The organism is Phenylobacterium sp. (assembly GCF_022402485.1).
Taxonomy (GTDB): domain Bacteria; phylum Pseudomonadota; class Alphaproteobacteria; order Caulobacterales; family Caulobacteraceae; genus Phenylobacterium.
Map to the genome: position 1 here is coordinate 2,140 of NZ_JAKRSA010000024.1, position 19,259 is coordinate 21,398.

Genomic DNA, 19,259 nt, shown 5'->3' on the forward strand with positions numbered 1-19,259 from the left:
GGCACCCGCCTCAGGTCGGCCCGGAGGCGGGCTGGGACCTCCTGCCCCAAGGCTGCGTCCAGTTGCGCATGGGTTTCGCGCCAGAGGGGCACTGCGGCCTTCAGCAGATTCACACCCTCGACCGTGATCTCGATCTGCCGGCTTCGGCGATCGGTTCTGTCGGTCAGAATTCGCACGAGCCCTCGTCGCTCGAGTGGCTTGAGGGCCGCCGTCAAGGACGTCCGGTCCATGGCGAGAAACGGAGCCAGTTCGCCGATCGAGGGGGGCTGAGGCCGATTGAGCGCCATCAACAGAGAGTACTGACCATTGTTCAGCCCGAGGGGGCGAAGCGCATGGTCGAAAAGGCGCGCCAGGGCACGAGCGGCGCGCTGGGCGTGCAGGCAAAGGCAGGTCTCGGCGACATGGGCGACGGTGGGGGGATCAAGCGTCTTTCGAGTGGACTCGGACATGATAAGTTGATACCAACATAATGGTTTGAGGGCAAGAGTTTGCAATGTCCGACGCGCTGACTTTGGGGCTCAAGGTCCAGGTGCCGGCCGGCCAAAGACCTTTGGCGAAAAGATCGAGATTCAGAATTCAAGCGCGCCCGAGGGAGATGAACATGAGCTATGTTGATGGATTCCTGGCCGCCGTGCCGACCGCCAACAAGGAGGCCTACCGCGAACACGCTCGAGCGGCGGCGGAGATCTTCAAGGAGCACGGCGCCATAAGTCTGGTGGAGTGCTGGGGGGATGATGTGCCGGAGGGCAAAATCAACTCTCTGCATACTGCGGTGCTGCGGAAGCCCGATGAGTCCGTTGTCTTCTCGTGGACGATCTGGCCAGACAAGGCCACCCGCGACGCCGGCTGGCAGAAGATCATGGACGATCCCCGCATGCAGTCGGACGTCAACCCCATGCCCTTCGACGGCAGCCGGATGATCTTCGGCGGGTTTGAGATGATCATGAGTGCGTGAGGGGCCAACGAGGCCGATCTTAGGCGCTCAGGTTGATACCGCCCCGGCAAACGATCAGTCCCCTTCAGGTCCGGCCAGAAGCACTCTAATCCTGGTGCCAGAGTCAGCCAGGGGCGGGGACGATGAAGCAGTGGGTCTTGGGGATCATCGGGGGCTCAGGGCTGTATGAGCTGGACGGTTTGCGGAACCGCCAGACGGTGGCGGTGAACTCCCCGTGGGGGGCGCCGTCCGATGAGCTGATCACCGGGGAGCTGGATGATGTGCGGCTGGTCTTCCTGCCCCGACACGGGCGCGGCCATCGCATCCCCCCCGGTGCCCTGAACGCCCGGGCCAATATCGACGTGCTTAAGCGCGCCGGGTGCACCGATATCCTGTCAGTGTCCGCCGTGGGCTCCCTGCGTGAAGAGCTTCCCCCGGGAACCTTTGTCCTGGTGGATCAGTACATCGATCGAACCGTCTCGCGGCCGGCGTCGTTCTTTGGCGAAGGCCTGGTGGCGCACGTTTCCATGGCCGAGCCGGTCTGTCCGCGCCTGTCTGCTCTGGCAGCGGCGGCGGCCCGGATGGCCGGCGCGCCGACTGTGGAGGGGGGAACCTATCTGGCCATGGAAGGTCCGCAGTTTTCCACCAAGGCCGAGAGCCACCTCTACCGGTCATGGGGGTGCTCGGTAATCGGCATGACCGCCATGCCGGAGGCCCGCCTGGCCCGAGAGGCCGAGTTGCCCTACGCCAATGTCGGCATGGTCACTGACTATGATTGCTGGCGCGAAGCCACCGCCCATGTGGAGGTCTCCAATGTGCTGGAGGTCCTGCAAAGCAATGCCGACACCGCTCGCCAGATGATCGCCGAGCTCGCCAGGGCCCTGCCGCAGGTGCGGGAGGCCTCGCCCATCGATACGGGCCTCGACTATGCCGTGATTACCGATCCGGCCCGATGGGACCCGGTGCTCGCCGCCAAGCTGTCGGGGATCTGCCCGCGCAAGTTCAGCGAAGCTGGCGAGGGGTAAGCGTCCGGCGCAGGGCCGCCCCGTCGTCCACATCCTCGCGGACCTGCAGCAGCGCGGGGGGCGCTTCACCCAGGGCGGCGAGGGTGTCGGCCAGGGTGTGGGCGCTGGACCAGCGGATGTTGTCGAAGGGCAGGATGTCCCAAGGCCTGCGGCGCAGGCCTATCAGCCAATAGCCCCCATCCCGCGCAGGTCCCAGGACGGCGGTCTTGGACCCCAGGGTGGCGAATGCCCTGGCCACATCAGTGCGGGTCACGCCTGGGGTGTCGGCACCGATGATGACGGTGAGGCCGGGGGGCAGCTGTCTGACGACCCGCTTCAGCCGTTGCCCCAGATCGCCAGGCCCCTGCGGCAGGGGCTGCCCTTGCCTCACCCAAGTGGTTGGACGGTCGGGGGAGGTGGCGATCCAGAGGCTCCAGCGCCGGTCGCCCGCCAGCTCCCGCAGCAGGCGGGCCAAGGCCCATCGGGAAAACCGCAGGGCGGCGAGATCGCCCACATCGGCCGCCAGCCGCCGCTTGCCGACCCCGAGTCGGGGCTGGCGGGCGAAAATCACCAGATGTCGGCGGGCGCGATCAGCGGCCATAGAGACGGGCGATCCGTTCTGGGGAAGCGCCCAGGAAATAGAGGGCCAAGCAGCGCAGATTCAGCAGGCTCTGCTGCAGCCAACCGCGCCGGTGCCACCGGGCCGCTGAGGTCAGGGCATGTCCTGGCAGCAGGCGCAGGCGTCGGCGGCCCAGTCGCCGGACCAGGTCCACATCCTCCATCAGGGGCAGGGGGGCAAAGCCGCCGATCTCATCATAGAGCCGGCGATGGATGAGCAGCCCCTGATCCCCATAGGGCAGGGCCAGCAGCGCCACCCGCAGGCGAACCCCGATCTCCAGGAGCCGGGCCTGCCAGGCCCGATCGTCCAGCTTGAAACCGAACACGGCGGCCGTGCCGGTCTGGCCTTCGTCAGCGATGTGAGCCTGCAAGGCGTCCAAGGCGGGGTCATCGAGCCGGGTGTCGGCGTGGAGAAACAGGAGCCAGTTGGCGGTGGCGACGCCAGCGCCAGCCCTAAGCTGGCCGCCGCGTCCAGGGGCCGCCTTCAGGATCTCTACCCCAGCCGCCTTGGCGATCTCCAAGGTCGCGTCGGTGGAGCCGCCGTCTACGACGATAGTCTGCACATCGCTCGGCAAGCCGTTCAGGGTCCCTGAGAGGCCGGCTGCGGCATTGAGCGTCGGAATGATGACCGCCAGGGACGGGAGCGGCGTCACGCGCTGCAACTGGCCCCGCCGAGGACGCAGAACTGGGCGCAGAAGGGGTGGTTGAGGCTGACCGTTCCCAGTGCCTCACCCAGGGTGGCGGCCAGTTCGAACTGCGGGTCATAGGGGGTCAGGGTACAGGCCACGACCGTGGGGCCAGTAGCGCCGCGGCGGCGCACCACCATGCGGCTGGAGGCGCACATCATTTCGTCCGGCGACCGGCTGAGGATTCCCCAGCAAGCCTCAGTGATTTCTGGAACTTCAGCCTGCGGTTCCATCTCGGGGAACAAGACCAGAGTGCCGGGGTCATGGGCGTTCACCGTCAGGTCCCGGGCCTTGAACAGGGCCGCGAAGGCCGCACGGGCCTCGTCTTCGGTCTCCTCGGCCATACGTCGGCCGGCGATGGCGATCTGGGCACCTTGGGCGCGTAGCCAGGCCAGACCTTCCCACGCCTTGTCCCAGGAGCCTGCGCCACGCTCGGCGTCATGAAACTGCTCTGTGTGATGATCGAGGCTAACCCTGAAGGTGAGCTGGGGCCCGGCCTTGCCAATGATCGCCGCCAGCTGGTCCCCCCACCGCAACATCGGTCGCATGGCGTTGGTCAGGACCAGCACCTTGCGGCCACTGGCCAGGGCCTGGTCGAGCATCACCAGCATGTCGGGGTTCATGAAGGGCTCACCGCCGGTGAAGCCGATCTCCCGGGTGGCCAGACCCAGCGCCTTGATCTCAGCCAGATAGGCCGCCACGTCGCCTGCGGTCAGATACACAAGGGCGTCGTTGGTGGGGGAGCTTTCAATGTAGCAGTTGAGGCAGGCGATGTTGCAAAGGCTGCCGGTGTTGAACCAGAGGGTCTCAAGGGCCTTCAGCTCCACCCTGGCTCGGACCGAGCCGTCCGCCGTCATCTTGGGATCAACGAAACGCCCAGGGCTGGCTGGGCCGCGATGTGTGGCGAACGGGGAGAGGGCGGTCTGAGTCATCGGGGCCTTACAACACGGGCAGATGGGGCGAGGTCAACGGCAGGGACGACGGGCGGCCTGCCGGCGGGCTGCAGGACCATCGCTAAGCCTATTCGGCCACCGGCACCGATTGGTTTCAAGCCTGCCCCACTATCCTGACGGACAAGATCGTGAAACGGTCTCGCTTGCTGATATCTGAGGAAGGTTCGCCCCATGCGGCTGCTGCTCGCCCGTTTTGCCTTGGTCTTGTCCCTGTTGCTGCCGGTCTGGTTTATGGCAGCGGCCTTAGGTGTGAAGTTTGATCTCTGGTCCTGGCGCCTGGGTCTTGGGGTGCTGATCATCCAGTGGGGCCCGCGCCTGTTGATCGCGGCCCTGGTGGTGGCGGTGATCGCCCTGGTGGTCACCCTGGTGCGAGCGCCGCGCACAGGTTGGCGGGCGGCCCTGGTGGCCCTGGTGATACCGGCGATGGGCTTTGGGTATCTGGCCTATGTCCGTAGCCAGTCGGCGGAAATCCCGCCGATCCATGATGTGACGACCAATGTCGATGACGCGCCGGTCTATTCGCCGGCCCTGATGGCTTTGCGCGAGGCCGGCGACGCCAATCCGGTGGTGACCTTCTCCACCCCCCTCACCAGCCTGCCAGCCTATCAGGGGGAGCGCTTCGCCGCCCTGGCTGGGCGCACCCTGGGTCAGGTGGGCCAGGGGGCCTATCCCGAGCTGAAGACCCTGACCTCTGGGCGCTCGCCCGCCGAGACGTTTGCGGCGGCTGAGGCCGAGGCACGCGCCCAAGGCTGGACCGTGGTCACGGTCGATGCCGGGACCGGGATCATCGAGGCGACAGCGGAGACCTTCTGGTTTGGCTTCGAAGACGATGTGGTGATCCGCGTGCGTCCGGCGGCACCTGAGGGGGCCAGCGCCATCGATATGCGCTCGACCTCCCGGGTGGGCCTGAGCGACCTTGGGGCCAATGCCGCGCGGATCGAAGCCTATCTGGCGGCCCTGTCGACCCGGCTGGGGGCGGACTGAGCCTTTAGATCGGTCAAAATCCATGAGGCTGGTTCTGGTGGGCGCAGGTCACGCCCATCTGCACCTGCTGGCCCGTGCGCGGTTTCTACGCGCCGCTGGCCTTGACCTGACCCTGATTGCCCCTGAGCGCTTCCACTATTCAGGGCTCGCCACAGGGGTCCTTTCTGGGGCGCTGTCGGTCGAGGCCGCTGAGATTGATGTGGCGGCCCTGGCGGCGGTGAGCGGGGTCCGGCATCTGGCCGCGACGGTGGTTGGCGCCAACCTTCAGGCCCGAGTGCTCCAGCTGAACACAGGGCAGGCCCAGGGCTTCGACCTGTTGTCCCTCAATGTTGGCTCCCAGGTCCGAGACCCGCTGAATCTGGCGTCCGCCCCCGGGGTGTTTCCAGTCAAGCCGCTGGCTGGATTGTTTACGCTCAGGGACCAGCTGGAGGCGGCGATGGCTGAGCCGGGACCTGGCCCACAGGTGGTGGTGGCCGGTGGCGGGCAGACCGGGTTCGAGGTCACCGCCGCCCTGGCCGGGCTCTACACCCGCCACGGTCGCGCGCCCCAGGTGACCCTGGTCGCCGCCCATTCCCCCACTTTTGCGCCGCAAGGGGCCCTGGCGGGCCTGACGGCGCACTTGCAGCGCCGGGGGGTGAGCCTGCTCACGGGGGAGATCGTCGCCCGCCGGGATGGGACCTGCCTGCTCGCCGATGGGCGGGAGCTGCCCTGCGAGAGGCTGGTGCTGGCCACCGGGCTCGTGGCCCCGCCTTGGCTTGGACAGCTGGGCCTGGCCGTGGACGGGGCAGGCCGAGTGCAGTTGACGCCCCAACTCCAGGTCCTGGGCGAGGCGCGGGTCTTTGCCGCCGGCGATTGCGCCGTGATTGCCGAGACCCCGCGACCTGCGGTCGGGGTGTTCGGGGTGCGGGCTGCGCCAGTCCTGCTGAACAATCTGTTGGCCACGGCCACAGGTGCCCAACTGCGATCCTATCGCCCCCAAAGCCATTGGCTATCGATCATGGACCTGGGCGATGAGACCGGTCTGGCCCTCTGGCGAAGCCTCTGGTGGCGCGGCCGTGCAGCGCTTCGGCTCAAGCGGTGGCTTGATCTGTCATTTGTCGCGAAGGCCCGGGGGGGAACGTTCACGCCAAGCGCTTGAGGAGCGACACCACGGCGCGGGTACGCGGTGAGAACAGAGCAGGCGTATACCACTGGCCGGCAAGCCGTTTGCTGATCTCTCCCCGGGTCGGATAGGGCGCGATCATGCCGGTCACCTGGCTGAGCTTGAGCCCGGCCGACAAGACCAGGGCCCAGAGGGCGATGTGATCGCCGGCGTGGCGGCCCACCAGGGTCACCCCCAGCACCTTTCCCTTGGCCGTGGTTACCAGCTTGCCCAGGCCCCGAGTGTCCCCTTCGGCAATGGCTCGATCGTTGCCGGAGAACGGGAAGATCTCCACCCGAACGCCATCGCCGTGACGCTGGCGGGCCTGCGCCTCGCTCAAGCCCACAGCGGCGAGCTCAGGATCGGCATAGGTCACCCTGGGCGTGGCCAGGGCGTCGGCGTTTACTGGCAAGCCAAAGATCGCCCGGCGCACCAGGAGGCTGGCATGGGCCCCGGCCAGATGGGTGAACTGACCCCGTCCGGCGGCGTCGCCCACCGCATAGACTCTGCGGTTGCTGCTGCGCAGGGACTTGTCCGTCACCACGCCGTTTCGATCACGCTCAATGCCACCGACCGGCAGATCGAGCTCGTCCAGGGCGGGCTTGCGACCTACGGCTACCAGCAGGTGTGAGCCCGTGATGCGCCTTTCGCCTGTGGCGTCTTCTACGACCAATGTGGGGCCAGCTTCCACGCGAACGGCCTTGGTGCCGGCCATAAGCTCCACGCCATCGGCCAGCAGCTGATCTACCACCACCTGGGCGGCAGCGGGATCTTCACGCCCCAGGATCTTGTCGGCCTCGACAATCACCACCTCGCTGCCCAGGCGGCGGAAGGCCTGGCCGAGCTCCACGCCGATGGGTCCGCCCCCCAGCACGATCAGCTGCGGGGGGAGTTCAGTCAGCTCAAAGACCGACTCATTGGTCAGGTAAGGGACGCTCTCAAGGCCCGGGATCGGGGGCACCGCAGCCCTTGAGCCCGTGGCAATGACGATCTTGCGGGCACGGACCGTTGTGCTGGCGCTGGCGACGGTGCGTGGGTCAACAAAGCGGGCCGCTTCCCGAATGACCGTGACACCGAGGCCTTCGAACCGCGCCTGGCTGTCATGGGGGGCGATGGCGGCGATGGCACCGTGCACATGGGCCATGACCTTGGCAAAATCGACAGTGACGCCCTCGGCCGCGATGCCCAGGGCTGCCCCGTGCTGCGCCTCATGGGCGGCCGAGGCGGCCGCGATCAGGGCCTTGGACGGGACGCAACCATAGTTCAGGCAGTCCCCCCCCATTTCTCCCTTTTCGAACAGCACCACCTTGAGGCCGAGCTGTGCAGCACCTGCCGCGACCGACAGCCCTCCGGAGCCCGCGCCGATGACCGCCAGATCGGCCTTGATCGCCTTACCGCTCACAGGGTCTCTCCCGTCTTGCCGCGCCGACGCTGATAGAGGGTGACCCCCAGGGACAGCAGCCCCAGGGCCACCAGGGGTCCGAGAATGTTGGGCTGGAAGATGACCCCCAGGTCGGGTGCCTCGTTACGGGCCAGCAGGTCGCCGATACCTGCGCCGATGCCGCTATAGATGAAGGTCGCCGGCATGATGCCGATGAAGGTGGCCAGGGCGTAGGGGCCTAAGGGCGCGTGGGCCAGGGCGGCGGCCACATTGACCAGCCAGAACGGGGCCAGCGGGATGAGTCTGAGGGTCAGGATGTAGCCAAATGCGCCCGCCGCGACTCCGTCAATGATTGCCTTCAGCCGGCCTTGAGAGGCCTCGGCCCGTTGACGGAGCACCGCACCCAGGGAAGTGCGTACGGCATAGAACACCGCGATCGCCCCGAGGGTCGCGCCCACGACGGTGGCGGCACCGCCGACCCAGATTCCGAACAGATAACCCCCGGCTAGCGTCAGGATCACCCCGCCCGGTACGCTGAGCGCCGTCGACAGGGCGTAGACGCCGATAAAGGCGAGCAAGGCCAGGGGCAGGTTGTCGGCGATCAGGCCGCGCAGGGCCGCCTCATGAGTCTGCAATGCCTGCAGATTGAGAAACCGCCCCAGATCACTGGTGAGGACCAGCACCAGGCCAATCCCCAGGACCAGCAGGGGCAGATAGCGTTTGAACTGGGCCATGGGCCTCTCCAAGACAGTCATCAGCGCTTGGACAGGCGCAAGCCTTAGCCCTTCGCCGAACATGCGGTCCTGGTTACAGCCGGGCTAGGGTGCCCGTCCCTCAAAAAAGAGCAAGGGCGCGCCAGTCCTTGGACCGGCGCGCCCTATCCACGGCGCTCTATGGCAGGAGACCTCTAGAAGGCCAGCCGCAGACCCACTCGGAAGGTGCGACCAAGCACGTCATAGAGACTGCGGTTGGTCTGCACATAGCCCACGGTGTTTTCGGCCCCGAGGAGATCAGGGCTTCCGGTCAAGGGCGGGTCGCTGTTGAAGAGGTTCTTGATCGAAACATAGGCCTCGCCGCTGGCGGCGCTTCCCCCAAGTTCAAAAGCGTAGGTCGCTGACATGTCGAAATAGAGCGCCCCATCGATCTGGTTATCGTTGATCGAGTAGAAGGGCGGCCTCAGCGTCGGACAGTTGCTGGTGCACTCGGTATAGGCATTGCTGATCACCCCATCGCTGACCCCCCGCGCGGTAAGATTTAGGGTAATGGGATCAAGGCTGTAGGCTGCGGTCACCCGGTAGGACCAGTCAGGGGTGGAGCTGATATTGGAGCCCGCCAGATCGATGGCGGTAACACCATTGTCAGTGATGTTTTCCAGGTAGTTCGTAGCCATGGCTCGCAGGGTCAGATCGCCCGCCGCGCTGGGGATAAAGGCGTCCAGGGACGTCCGATAGGAGGCCTCAATGTCCAGGCCCTTGGCGCTGAGGCTGTTCAGGTTTTCGAAGAACAGGTCAATAAAGGCGAGCTGGCCGCCCTGGTACCGTAGATTGCTGCAGTAACGCTGGACGTTGTTGAGGAAGCAGAAGTCTGCCGTCTGCTGGGCGGTAACAAAGCTAATCACGCCATCCACTTTGATTTCGTAATAGTCAATGGATGCCGCGAAGCCGGGCAGGAAGCTGGGTTGAAAGACGACACCAATGCCCAGGCCGTCGGCGACCTCTGGCTGCACGTTGATGTTGCCTTGCAGGTTCTGCACAAAGGCGGTGGCGACGCCATTGATGGAGACCGCATTGCTACGGGCGGTGCCCGCGTCAAACAGCTCACTCATGTTAGCTGCTCGGATGTCTCGCGAAGCGGTCGCCCGCAGGGTGAGGTCTGGGATCGGGGTGTAGGTCAGACCCGCCTTCCAGGTGGTGACGCCGCCAGAGGTGCTGTAGCGCGTGTAACGGGCCGCGCCATTGAAATCGAGGCCCTCGATGATTGGGATCAGGGTCTCGATATAGCCTTCGACGACATCGTACTCGCCCTTGGTGACGCGGTAGTTGCCGTATTTCCAGCCAGACTCGTACTGGGCCTCGACCTGGCCCTCCATGGTCTCTTTGCGCCATTCTGCGCCGAAGGCGATGTCGATGGGGCCGGCCCAGCCGGTGAAGTCGGTGGTGAAGTTCACCGCCGCCACGTCCTGGACAAACTCCTGGTTTCGCCGGGGTTGGCCCAGCACGTAGTTGATGGATGCCTGGCTGGCGACGCCGATCCCGAAACGGTTCATGGGCACGCAGCCATTGGTTGGGCTGGTCAGGGTGGATCGACAGAAAATCTGGTTGGTGAGGGGATTGAGCACAGCATCGGTGGCCAGGGCCAGACGGGTATTGTTCCAGGTCGGAGTCAGTTCCTCCAGGGTCTTGGTGACTCCATGCTGGAAATAGGCATCCCAGCCAAAATCACGACCCAGCAGGCTGAAGTCGCCGTCAGCACCGACCACATAGCGGGAGGTCTCTCGGACATTGTTACTGCCTGACCAGGGCAGGTCCGCCGTCCCAGAGCCCATCACGAAAGAGGTGAGGCCCAGGGTCGCCATCTGGGTGCGGACCGAAGCCGGCAGGAAGGCATTGTCCGACCGGATTGTTACCCCGGTGCTGGTGGGCTGGATATAATAGCTCAGGCCCTCATAGCGGGCATATGAAGCCTGGCCGAACACATTGATATTGGGCGTGATTTCGTAGCTGATCCGACCAAAAAAGCTGTCCCGGTCTTCATCAGGCAGTAGGGAGTTGGTGCCATTCAGGCTCGAGGTGTAGCGCCAGTCCCCACCAACCATCCATTGGCCGGACACCTGGCCATAGGCCAGCTGGTTCACTGTCCCATTGACCCCGAAATAGGTGCCCCTGAGAGGGCCGGCGGTGATCAGACCGCCAGGGGTGTAGCTGGAGATGCCGACATTGTCGGTGACCAGGTAGAAGGGCTGACCCGCGGCCGTATTGGGATTTCGGATCGCGAAATGGCCCTTGGTATTCCAGTCCCGGCTCACCCCGTGGATGCCGTCCTGGGCCACGGTCTCAGCGCTGAGCAGGATATGTCCCTTGCCATCCGCAAAGGGCGCACCAGCTGTGAAGTTGTACTTCCAGTTCTCTCCGTCGCCGTAGGTGGTCTCGCCATACTCGGCGGTCATCTTCAGGCCGGTATAGCCCTTGTCGAGGATGAAGTTCACGACCCCGCCAACGGCGTCCGACCCGTAGGCCGACGAGGCCCCCCCGGTCACCACCTCAACTCGGGAGATCAGGGATTGCGGGAAGGTGTTTGTGTCAACCTGACCGGTAGCGGCCGAGACCACCGAGCGCTGTCCATCAAACAGCACCAGGGTGCGGCCAGTGCCCAGGGCGCGAAGGTTCAGGGCGCTGATCCCGGCCTGGCCATTGCTCAAGGAGCCTGAGGAACTGGAGGCCGTCACCGAGCCCGCCACCGAGGGCAGGGTATTGACGAAGTCAGCGATATTGGCCGGCGCCTCGGCGAGGATCTCGGCGGCCCCGAGCACATTAACTGGAGTGGGCGCGTCATAACCGTCGCGGACGATCCGCGAACCGGTGACGACCACCTCCTCGAGGTCTGCGCTGGCGAGCGTCTGGGCAATACCTGGGGTGGCCTGGACCAGCAGTGCCGCGGCGCTGGCCGTCGCCAGGGCGTAACAGCGGAGGCGGCGGGCAGTGCGGGCGGGTGATGGGGACGGAGAGGTCATGAGATTTCTCGACTTTTCTGTAGGTGTCGCCAGGCGCAGGGCGCAGGCGAGCATCCCGCGCGCCCTCCAGAGGCGCGCGCCGGCGAATGGGCCCAAGGGGGCTTGTCTGAACCCCGTCTTGGCGATCTTGCTATTGAGAGGCTGGACGCGGTCGCTGATCGGGGAGGTGATCAACCAGGCGCCAGACTTGGCTCGGCTTTCACAGCCCCTGGCGGTTGCCGCACGGCGACGCGCTGGGCCAAGCGAGTGTGTGTTTAGGGGCTGCCTCGCCAGCTTAGGTCAGGGTCTGCACGACGATGGATGCCGCGCTCAGCAGAATGTAAACACTTGATCAGGTGGACACACATGGAGACTACCCCCGGTTCTATTTGTTCCAATGCGTCAGTTGCTAACGACCCAAGTTGCCTACACCCTCTTGCAACTCATAAGCCGCTAACTCAGCAGGTTCATATTAGGTTGCGGGCGGCAGGGTTCATCTAGATAAACAACAGATATATGCGTAAATCGCCGTTGTGCCGTCGAATTGCGCAATAAAGTAGGAATTGCATGTCGAAAATCGAACAGCCCGGTTTGGATGCGATCGATTTCCAAATTCTACGGGAGCTATCAATTGATGGTCGAGCTTCTGACGTTTGGCTTGGAGAGAAAATAAATCTCTCAAGCACTGCAGTCGCCCGGAGACGAAAGAGTCTTGAGGAGCGACAAGCTGTTGTCGGTTATTCAGCCGATCTCAACATGCCCATGTTGGGTTTTGGAATTGTTGTCTTTGTGGCCATAGAGCTGAGCTCTCAAGCCGAAAAAGCGCTGAATGAGTTTGAGTTGGAGGTCGTGAAGTGTCCGTCGGTATCCTATTGCGGATTTGTATCTGGTGATACGGACTTCCTGATCATGCTCAATGTTGAATCATTTGAGGACTATGATCGTGTGTACCGACGGGAGCTCTCCATGCTTCCCCATGTTTCCCGGATCCGAAGCAGCTTCGTCATCCGGGAGGTCGCGCGCCGATCAACGCCGCCGATTGTTTTCCAGGACCGAACCGAGGGACGATAGGTCGGTCTTCGAGCCGCCTCATTCCGATCGCTTGGAGCCAGGATGACTTTCCTGGCCTATGTGCGATTGCTCAGGTCGTGCGGCGTCCCGTGCCAAGGGGATAACGCGGGACGCCGCCTTGGGACTACTTCTTCGCCGGCAGATTGGGGTAGGCGATCCCAAGTTGTTCCAGATAGGTGTCGTACTTGCTGGGGTCGTAATAGAACGGCTCCATCTTCGGGCGCATCTGCGCCATGATGTTCTCGTTCAGGTGAATGGCGGGCATGTCCGTCGGGGCCAGAACCGGATCGTACTTTTGATCTCTCAACTGAACGTTCTGGAAGTAGTCCTTGGCTTCGGCGACCAGGCTCGGCGTGGTGACAAGATCCAGAATGGTCATGGCCACTGCCTTGGCTCCGACTACGACACCCTTGTGCGCGATTGGCGTGGCCATGCCGATGGCGGCCGTCACGTGGTGACCGATCGTGTTGGGGATGTTCGAGGGGTAGCGGATCGTGATCGTCGGCACGGTCCACATGATGTCGCCAATATCGTCTGACCCACCGCCCATGGACGTGCCGCGGCCATCCGGTGTCGACAGGTCGGCGACAGTGGTGGCCAGGGGTTCCACCTTCAGGTGATTGACCTCCTGAGTTGCGCGGGCGAAGGCCTGGTCGGCTTCGCTCCACTCGGGCATGCCCACAGCCTTGATGTTGGCATAGGCGACTTCTGCCAGGGGCTTATTGCCATAGTTGGGGGCGGCATAGCCGAGCACCCGGCGCTCAACGCGGGTGTCGGTTGCCATCGCGGCCGCCTCTGAGATCTTGTTACCGATCTCGTAGAGCCCTCGGATGGTCTCAAAGTTCTGCTCGCGGAAATAGTACCAGACGCTGGCCTCGCCAGGGACGATGTTCGGCTGCCCGCCACCGTTGGTGATGACGTAATGGGAGCGCTGGGTCACCGGAAGGTGCTCGCGCCGCATGTTCCATGCCGTATTCATCAGTTCCACGCCGTCCAGGGCGCTACGGCCAGCCCAGGGCGCGCCGGCGGCATGGGAGGTCTTGCCGTGGAAGGTGTATTCCACTGAGACCATGCCGTTGTTTCCGGCGGGCCCCCAAGAGGTCGAGAAGTCACGGCTGACGTGGCTGAAGATATTGACATCCACATCGTCGAACAGTCCGGCCCGGACATAGAAGGCCTTGGTCGCCAGCAGTTCTTCTGCAACCCCTGGCCAGATCATCAAGGTGCCGGGCAGGTTGTTGGCCTCCATGATGTCCTTGGCGGCCAGGGCGGCCACCACCATCATCGGCAAGCCGGAGTTATGCCCTTCCCCGTGACCGGGAGCCCCGGGCACTTGGGGTTTCAGTTCGGGGGAACCTGGCACCTGAGACAGGGCCAGAAGGGCATCAATATCGCTGCCAAGGCCGATTTTCGGCCCACCTGAGCCCCAGGTTGCGGTCCAGGCCGTAGGGATACCGGCGACGCCATGCTCGATCTTAAAGCCGTTGTCCTCGAGGATTTTGGTCAGGTAGGCCGAGGTGCGGAACTCCTGGAAACCCGGTTCCGCAAAGCTGTAGACGGAATCGACCATTTCCTGGGCCAGTTTGGCGCGGGATTGAACCCCCTCGGCCGCCGCTGACTTCATCTCTGGAGGAGCTGCCGCCTGGGCTGCCGCCCCTGGCAGGCCCATCGCAGTGGCGAGCAGGAATGCGGTCAAGGATCTGGTGCGGCGTGCAGTCATGTGGTCTTCCCCCAAAATCTGTTCTGGGGCGCGGCGCCGAAAAATGCCGCCCGATCCCCAAAGCATGAACCTACCGTCTGCCTTTCAGTCAGCTACCCAGGATTGATATTCTAGCTACACCTGTGGTGGCTGCGCAGGATATCGAACCAAAGTATCATAATATCGTTGAAAAGCAGCGTCACGAGCTAGGTCGACATAGATATTTAGCGATGTAAACGCTCCGGTTGATCGGGGGAGGGGGAATCTCCCTTGGGCGCAGCTGATGATCATTTTCTGTGCTCAGGGTGTCATTGGTCGCGCAAATCATGGCGATCGATGATCATTCGGCAGCCGCAAACATGACCAAGATTTCATGGCCGAGCCTGCATCTGTGGGCGACGTTGGCGGCCTCTTGTGCTGTGAACGGGTCAGAAGCGCCCGCTTTCGCACAGTCAAGGAAAACGCCCATGGAAGAGGCCATCGCCGGTATCACCAGCATCATCATTACGGGGATCGTATTCAGCGCCATTGTGGCGATCATCGTTGCGCCCCGGGCGATGAAGACCAAGGAGCGTACAGAGCTCCACAAGACCATTCAGGCCGCCTACGAGAAGGGTCAGCAACTGCCGCCGGAGTTGATCCAGGCGCTCACTCAGGACGTAAAGATCAAGCCCAAGGCGTCGCCGCAGCGGGACCTGAGGACCGGGATCATCTGGGTCGGCGTTGCGGTCGGTCTGGCGGCTTTCGGCTATGCCTTGGGGTTTGAAGAGCCTGACGCCACCTATATTTTCTTTGGCATTGCAGCCTTCCCCGGCTTCATTGGTCTGGCCTTCATCCTGATGTCCTTTATTGGTCGGGACAGGTCCTGATCGACGCGGCGGAGAAGCGCCATGTCGCGGGCCGAACGACACCGACTCTCAAGTCTGCATGACGTTGAGCTGGCCAGCCTGGCCGCCGCTGGCGACCGCCAGGCTTTTGGCGAGCTGGTGCGTCGCCATGGATCAGCCGTCCGCGCCCTGCTGCGGCGCATGGGCGTTACGACAAGTGAAGCTGACGACCTGGCGCAGGACGCCTTCATCCTGGCCTTTGAATCCATCGCCGAGTTCCGGGGCGAGGGGACCTTTGGCGCGTGGGTCAAGAAAATCGCCGCCCGCGCCTGTATTCGGCGAGTGCAACGGGATAAGCGGCTTAGGGCCCGGCTGGAGGCCAATGACCCTGTCCGCGATAACGGTGCCCCTGACCACGGACGCCGTATGGACCTGGACGAGGCGTTGAAGGGTTTGGGCGAGGCCGAGCGGCTTTGTATCAGCCTCTGTTATGGTGCAGGCCTGTCTCACGCCGAAGCAGCCGAGGCCTTGAACCTGCCACTCGGAACAGTCAAATCCCACGTCAAGCGTGGGTTGGACAAGCTCAGGGTTCGTCTGGCGCCTGAGGGCGACGCATTGGAGGGACGCCGTGGCGGCAGCTGAAATTGAGGTCGAACGCACCCTGGAGCGATTGTTCGCCCGGGCACCGGAGGCTGCCGATGCGGACGCCTTCATGGAGCGGGTGCTCCGGCGACTGAACCGCAGCTGGGCGGCGAGGCGGATTCTGATCGGAACGGCGGGTCTGGTGGGGGGCGTCATTGGCGCCAGCCAGTTGATCATGTCCAACCTGTTTTCCCGGGCTGAGGCGGCATCCAGTGACTCTGCGCGCGCCTTGACCAATGGCGTCCGCCAGATCGCGCCCCAGGCCGACTGGCTGCTCAATGGACCCGCTGGCATAGAAGCCATCTGGCTGGTGGCCGGATTGGCGGTCGTCGCCATGGCTCTGGTCCTCACCCGCATCATTGAGGAGATCTGATCCTGTCCGCCCAACGCCAGGAGACGGTGCGACGCCTAGCGGCACCCGACATCACCGACCGAAAGGGCAAGACCCCGATTGTCTGCCTGACCGCCTATACCGCGCCCATGGCGGCCCTGCTGGACGAGGCCTGCGACCTGCTGCTGGTCGGAGATTCCGTGGGCATGGTGATCCATGGCTTGCCCAACACGGTGGGGGTCACCATGGAGATGATGATCCTGCATGGCCAGGCCGTCATGCGGGGGTCGCGCCGCGCCATGGTGGTGGTCGACATGCCCTTCGGCTCCTATGAGGGCTCAGCCCAGGAAGCCTATGCCAATGCCGCGCGCCTGATGAAGGAGACGGGGGCCCAGGCTGTGAAGGTCGAGTCTGGCCCCACCGTGGCTGAAACCATCGACTACATGGTCAAGCGGGGTATCCCGGTCATGGGGCATGTGGGCCTGCGTCCCCAGGCCGTGCTTGTGGACGGCGGCTTCCGCGCCAAGGGGCGGGGCGAAGCCGAGCGGACGAGAATTCTGGACGAGGCTCGGGCGACTGCGCAGGCCGGTGCCTTTGCCGTGGTGATCGAAGGCGTGGCTGAGGGCCTTGCTCGGGAAATCACCGAGGCTGTCAATGTGCCGACGATCGGCATCGGCGCCTCGGCCGGCTGCGATGGCCAGATTCTGGTCACCGACGACATGCTGGGTCTGTTCGACTGGACCCCGAAGTTTGTCCGCCGCTATGCCGATCTGCGCGGAGAGATCCTGCGGGCGGTGGAGACCTACGCCGCCGATGTCCAGGCCCGGCGGTTCCCGGGACCTGCGGAAATCTACTTCCCCAAGGCGGGCTAGCTGCCAATCGTTACCGATTGCGTCGCAGCGGCCCGGCGGCGTTGCGGCGCGCCCGCTTGCACTATAGGTTCGCCGCCTCTGTTTTCGTCGCCTGAGCGCGGGGTTTCCAATTCGTGACTGACGTTTTTGAAGAGGTCGAGGAGCAACTCCGCGCCGACCGCTACAAGACGCTTGCCCTTCGCGCCCTGCCTTGGGCACTGGGCGGGCTTGCTGCCATTCTCGTGGTCGCCCTGGGCGTCTGGGGGTGGGGCGCTTGGCAAACGCGCACCATGGCCGAGGCCTCTCAGGCCTATGCCGAAGGGGTGGAAGCCTTTGGCGCGGGCGATATGAACAAGGCCGAGCAGCGCTTTGCCGAAGTTGCTGAGAGCGGTCCAGATGGCTATGCCGCCCTGGCATTGATGCAGCAGGCGGGCCTGCGCGTGAATGATGGCGACATTCCTGGTGCCGTGAAGCTGTTCGATGCCGCGGCTGAAAAGGCACCCGACCCGATCATGGCCGATGCCGCCCGCCTCAAATCCGCCTTCGCCTTGCTCGACACTGCCCCCCTGTCTGAACTGAAGACCCGGCTGGAGCCGCTGACCGAGGAGGGGCGCCCCTATCGCGCCCTGGCTCTCGAAGCTCTGGCTTTTGCGAGGCTCATGGGGGGTGAAATGGACGAGGCGCGTGAGGACTTTGGCGTCTTGACCCTCATGCCGGGGGCTTCAGATGTGGCCCGCCAGCGTGCCCAGGCCGCCCGCGCGATGATCGATTCTGGTACCGCCAAGGCCCTGCCTGCGGCGGTCAAGGCTTCGCTTGCGGTGCCTGCCTCAACTGACGATGCGGCCGCCGCCCAGGTGCCCCAGCAGCAAGGTTCTGCTTCGCAATGATTTTGTCCCGCCCTTCGATGGTCGCCGTGCTGCTGGCCAGCGCCGTTGCGATGTCCGGTTGCTCGACCATCAATCAGCTCAACCCCTTCAGTGGTGACGACGAGCCGCAGGAGATCGCCAGCGGCGGAGAGCGGATCTCAGTCCTGGCCTTTGACGATACGATCGTGCCGTCTGAGACCCTGAGCGGAACGGATTTCTTCCTGCCGACCCCCTACACCCGAACGGCATGGCCGGTTCCGGGGGGCGTGATGGAGCAGTCGCCAGAGCACATTGAGGCCCCGGTCAGTTTCGACATCGCTTGGCGTCGAGATTTCGGCGAAGGCTCCGATCGCGGCCATCATGTCACCTCTCCGCCCGTGGCTGCCGATGGGCGCATCTATGTGATGGATGGCTCCGCCCAGGTTTCGGCGATCGACCTCAAGACGGGTCGGACGGTCTGGAGCGTCGATCTTGGCCCATCCAGGCGGGATGAGCGCGAGGGCTTTGGCGGCGGTATCGCTTTTGCCGACGGCAAACTCTACGTCACGTCGGGCTATCGTTTCGTCACCCGGCTGGACGCCGCCACGGGCGCTGCGGAATGGCGCCGGGCTACAGATCAGCCTATCCACGCGGCCCCTACGGTGACGGCCGGGCGGGTCATGGCCGTGGCGGTAGATAATACGCTGCTGACCTTCGAGACCGCGACGGGGGTCCCCAGTTGGACCTATCAGGCGCTGAGCGAACCAGCGCGTATCCTCGGGGCCTCAAGCCCAGCTGTGTCGGGCGAGACCGTGGTTGTGGCCTTCAGCTCTGGCGAACTGGTCGCCCTGCGGAGTGGAAATGGCAACGACCTTTGGAACGAAGGCCTGTCCCGCAGCAGCCGCACCAACGCCTTGTCGGAAATCCGCGACATTGCCGGACGGCCAGCCATTTATCGCGGCGATGTCTATGCCGTCAGCCACTCGGGGGCTTTTGCCGCCATTGACCTTCGGACCGGCGCGCCGCGGTGGACGCTGCCGGTGACCGCCACCACCACCCCCTGGCCTGCCGGGGACGTGGTCTATGTGGTCTCCAAGGCCGGCGAGGTGATCTGTGTCTCCCGTGAGACCGGTCAAGTCTATTGGATCCGCGATCTCAACGCCGGCGTGACGCCCAAGAAAGTTGGCGGCGTGCTGGGGGTTGGGGCGCAACCTGGAGCCAAGCCGATCTGGACGGGGCCGCTGCTGGCGTCGAACAAGCTGATCGTCGCCTCCACCACGGGCGAGCTTGCGGTGTTGAACCCCAAGACGGGGGTGGTCGATCGCAAGATGAACCTGGGCTCACCGGTGCTGCTTGAGCCCATTGCTGTGGACGGCATGGTCTATGTGGTGACCGACGAGGCACAGCTGATCGCCCTGCGCTAGGACAAGGGTGCCCGTTACTCCCCCCACTTTGCGGGGATGAATTGGGCCCGATTTCCGACGTTTGGAGCATTTCCTGACCCGATAACTGTTTCACACTTGTCGGGAAATGCACTAGACGGCGGGGCCTCGCCCGCCTGCGGGCCGTTCCAGCCTTGGACC

Annotated in this window: 19 protein-coding genes; 11 read left to right on the forward strand and 8 right to left on the reverse strand. The window is 64.2% G+C overall.

Going from position 1 to position 19,259, the window contains the following annotated elements:
* The coding region (locus tag MH112_RS14965; protein WP_365786865.1) for a MarR family transcriptional regulator at positions 1-449 on the reverse strand (449 nt) is incomplete at its 3' end.
* 152 nt (positions 450-601) lie between these two features.
* Here MH112_RS14965 and MH112_RS09035 point away from each other — a divergent pair.
* Positions 602-955, forward strand: a complete 354-nt coding sequence (locus MH112_RS09035) for a DUF1428 domain-containing protein (RefSeq protein WP_296566773.1) — start codon at positions 602-604, stop codon at positions 953-955.
* A gap of 122 nt (positions 956-1,077) precedes the next feature.
* Complete coding sequence (gene mtnP / locus MH112_RS09040) at positions 1,078-1,959, forward strand: S-methyl-5'-thioadenosine phosphorylase (protein ID WP_296566776.1); 882 nt, start codon at positions 1,078-1,080, stop codon at positions 1,957-1,959.
* On the opposite strand, the gene MH112_RS09045 is transcribed toward mtnP, so the two are convergent.
* Genes MH112_RS09045 through MH112_RS09055 form a run of 3 tightly spaced genes read right to left on the reverse strand, consistent with a single transcriptional unit; the run spans position 1,937 to position 4,174 of the window.
* Positions 1,937-2,539, reverse strand: coding sequence for a TIGR04282 family arsenosugar biosynthesis glycosyltransferase (locus MH112_RS09045; RefSeq protein ID WP_296566778.1), 603 nt, complete (start codon positions 2,537-2,539; stop codon positions 1,937-1,939). The genes mtnP and MH112_RS09045 overlap by 23 nt on opposite strands.
* Positions 2,529-3,209, reverse strand: coding sequence for a TIGR04283 family arsenosugar biosynthesis glycosyltransferase (locus MH112_RS09050; protein WP_296567173.1), 681 nt, complete (start codon positions 3,207-3,209; stop codon positions 2,529-2,531). Before MH112_RS09050 ends, MH112_RS09045 begins: the two co-directional genes overlap by 11 nt.
* Positions 3,206-4,174, reverse strand: coding sequence for a radical SAM protein (locus tag MH112_RS09055; RefSeq protein ID WP_296566780.1), 969 nt, complete (start codon positions 4,172-4,174; stop codon positions 3,206-3,208). Before MH112_RS09055 ends, MH112_RS09050 begins: the two co-directional genes overlap by 4 nt.
* A 192-nt stretch (positions 4,175-4,366) precedes the next feature.
* On the opposite strand from MH112_RS09055, the gene MH112_RS09060 reads away from it, so the two are divergent.
* Both MH112_RS09060 and MH112_RS09065 read left to right on the forward strand, forming a co-directional pair.
* Complete coding sequence (locus MH112_RS09060) at positions 4,367-5,179, forward strand: DUF1499 domain-containing protein (RefSeq protein WP_296566783.1); 813 nt, start codon at positions 4,367-4,369, stop codon at positions 5,177-5,179.
* Positions 5,180-5,201: 22 nt separating this feature from the next.
* A complete protein-coding gene (locus tag MH112_RS09065) occupies positions 5,202-6,317 on the forward strand; it encodes an FAD-dependent oxidoreductase (protein WP_296566786.1) in 1,116 nt (371 codons plus the stop codon).
* Here MH112_RS09065 and MH112_RS09070 read toward each other — a convergent pair.
* The 3 genes from MH112_RS09070 to MH112_RS09080 form a co-directional block, all read right to left on the reverse strand.
* Complete coding sequence (locus MH112_RS09070) at positions 6,301-7,722, reverse strand: FAD-dependent oxidoreductase (RefSeq protein WP_296566788.1); 1,422 nt, start codon at positions 7,720-7,722, stop codon at positions 6,301-6,303. The two genes, MH112_RS09065 and MH112_RS09070, sit on opposite strands and share 17 nt — an antisense overlap.
* Positions 7,719-8,435, reverse strand: coding sequence for a TVP38/TMEM64 family protein (locus MH112_RS09075; RefSeq protein WP_296566791.1), 717 nt, complete (start codon positions 8,433-8,435; stop codon positions 7,719-7,721). Before MH112_RS09075 ends, MH112_RS09070 begins: the two co-directional genes overlap by 4 nt.
* 173 nt (positions 8,436-8,608) lie before the next feature.
* The gene (locus tag MH112_RS09080) at positions 8,609-11,431 is read right to left on the reverse strand and encodes a TonB-dependent receptor (protein WP_296566793.1); all 2,823 of its coding nucleotides are present in this window, start codon (positions 11,429-11,431) and stop codon (positions 8,609-8,611) included.
* Between the two features lie 546 nt (positions 11,432-11,977).
* Between MH112_RS09080 and MH112_RS09085 the strand changes: the two genes are divergently transcribed.
* Positions 11,978-12,481 carry an Lrp/AsnC family transcriptional regulator gene (locus MH112_RS09085; protein ID WP_296566795.1) on the forward strand — a complete coding sequence of 168 codons (504 nt, stop codon included), beginning with the start codon at positions 11,978-11,980 and terminating at the stop codon, positions 12,479-12,481.
* Positions 12,482-12,605: 124 nt separating this feature from the next.
* Here the strand turns inward: MH112_RS09085 and MH112_RS09090 are convergent, their stop codons facing one another.
* On the reverse strand, positions 12,606-14,201 hold the full coding sequence (locus MH112_RS09090; RefSeq protein WP_296566798.1) for an amidohydrolase: 1,596 nt from the start codon (positions 14,199-14,201) through the stop codon (positions 12,606-12,608).
* Between the two features lie 305 nt (positions 14,202-14,506).
* Here MH112_RS09090 and MH112_RS09095 point away from each other — a divergent pair, with 305 nt between their 5' ends.
* The 6 genes from MH112_RS09095 to MH112_RS09120 all read left to right on the forward strand — a co-directional run bounded on the left by MH112_RS09095 (position 14,507) and on the right by MH112_RS09120 (position 19,100).
* On the forward strand, positions 14,507-15,049 hold the full coding sequence (locus MH112_RS09095; RefSeq protein WP_296566799.1) for a DUF6249 domain-containing protein: 543 nt from the start codon (positions 14,507-14,509) through the stop codon (positions 15,047-15,049).
* 21 nt (positions 15,050-15,070) lie between these two features.
* Positions 15,071-15,649, forward strand: a complete 579-nt coding sequence (locus MH112_RS09100) for an RNA polymerase sigma factor (RefSeq protein ID WP_296566802.1) — start codon at positions 15,071-15,073, stop codon at positions 15,647-15,649.
* Complete coding sequence (locus MH112_RS09105) at positions 15,636-16,022, forward strand: hypothetical protein (protein ID WP_296566806.1); 387 nt, start codon at positions 15,636-15,638, stop codon at positions 16,020-16,022. The genes MH112_RS09100 and MH112_RS09105 overlap by 14 nt, the downstream gene beginning before the upstream one ends.
* Positions 16,023-16,024: 2 nt before the next feature.
* The gene (panB, locus tag MH112_RS09110) at positions 16,025-16,852 is read left to right on the forward strand and encodes a 3-methyl-2-oxobutanoate hydroxymethyltransferase (RefSeq protein WP_296567175.1); all 828 of its coding nucleotides are present in this window, start codon (positions 16,025-16,027) and stop codon (positions 16,850-16,852) included.
* A 113-nt stretch (positions 16,853-16,965) separates the two neighbouring features.
* Positions 16,966-17,718: a tetratricopeptide repeat protein gene (locus tag MH112_RS09115; protein WP_296566809.1), complete on the forward strand. Its 753-nt coding sequence runs from the start codon at positions 16,966-16,968 to the stop codon at positions 17,716-17,718.
* On the forward strand, positions 17,715-19,100 hold the full coding sequence (locus tag MH112_RS09120; RefSeq protein ID WP_296566811.1) for a PQQ-binding-like beta-propeller repeat protein: 1,386 nt from the start codon (positions 17,715-17,717) through the stop codon (positions 19,098-19,100). The genes MH112_RS09115 and MH112_RS09120 overlap by 4 nt, the downstream gene beginning before the upstream one ends.
* Positions 19,101-19,259 lie beyond the last annotated feature (159 nt).

Bases quoted from the DNA above. Each gene is read 5' to 3' on its own strand.
- MH112_RS09035 (WP_296566773.1), top strand. From the start codon at position 602: ATGAGCTATGTTGATGGATTCCTGGCCGCCGTGCCGACCGCCAACAAG.
- mtnP (WP_296566776.1), top strand. From the start codon at position 1,078: ATGAAGCAGTGGGTCTTGGGGATCATCGGGGGCTCAGGGCTGTATGAG.
- MH112_RS09045 (WP_296566778.1), bottom strand. From the start codon at position 2,539: ATGGCCGCTGATCGCGCCCGCCGACATCTGGTGATTTTCGCCCGCCAG.
- MH112_RS09055 (WP_296566780.1), bottom strand. From the start codon at position 4,174: ATGACTCAGACCGCCCTCTCCCCGTTCGCCACACATCGCGGCCCAGCC.
- MH112_RS09060 (WP_296566783.1), top strand. From the start codon at position 4,367: ATGCGGCTGCTGCTCGCCCGTTTTGCCTTGGTCTTGTCCCTGTTGCTG.
- MH112_RS09065 (WP_296566786.1), top strand. From the start codon at position 5,202: ATGAGGCTGGTTCTGGTGGGCGCAGGTCACGCCCATCTGCACCTGCTG.
- MH112_RS09075 (WP_296566791.1), bottom strand. From the start codon at position 8,435: ATGGCCCAGTTCAAACGCTATCTGCCCCTGCTGGTCCTGGGGATTGGC.
- MH112_RS09080 (WP_296566793.1), bottom strand. From the start codon at position 11,431: ATGACCTCTCCGTCCCCATCACCCGCCCGCACTGCCCGCCGCCTCCGC.
- MH112_RS09085 (WP_296566795.1), top strand. From the start codon at position 11,978: ATGTCGAAAATCGAACAGCCCGGTTTGGATGCGATCGATTTCCAAATT.
- MH112_RS09090 (WP_296566798.1), bottom strand. From the start codon at position 14,201: ATGACTGCACGCCGCACCAGATCCTTGACCGCATTCCTGCTCGCCACT.
- MH112_RS09095 (WP_296566799.1), top strand. From the start codon at position 14,507: ATGGCGATCGATGATCATTCGGCAGCCGCAAACATGACCAAGATTTCA.
- MH112_RS09100 (WP_296566802.1), top strand. From the start codon at position 15,071: ATGTCGCGGGCCGAACGACACCGACTCTCAAGTCTGCATGACGTTGAG.
- MH112_RS09120 (WP_296566811.1), top strand. From the start codon at position 17,715: ATGATTTTGTCCCGCCCTTCGATGGTCGCCGTGCTGCTGGCCAGCGCC.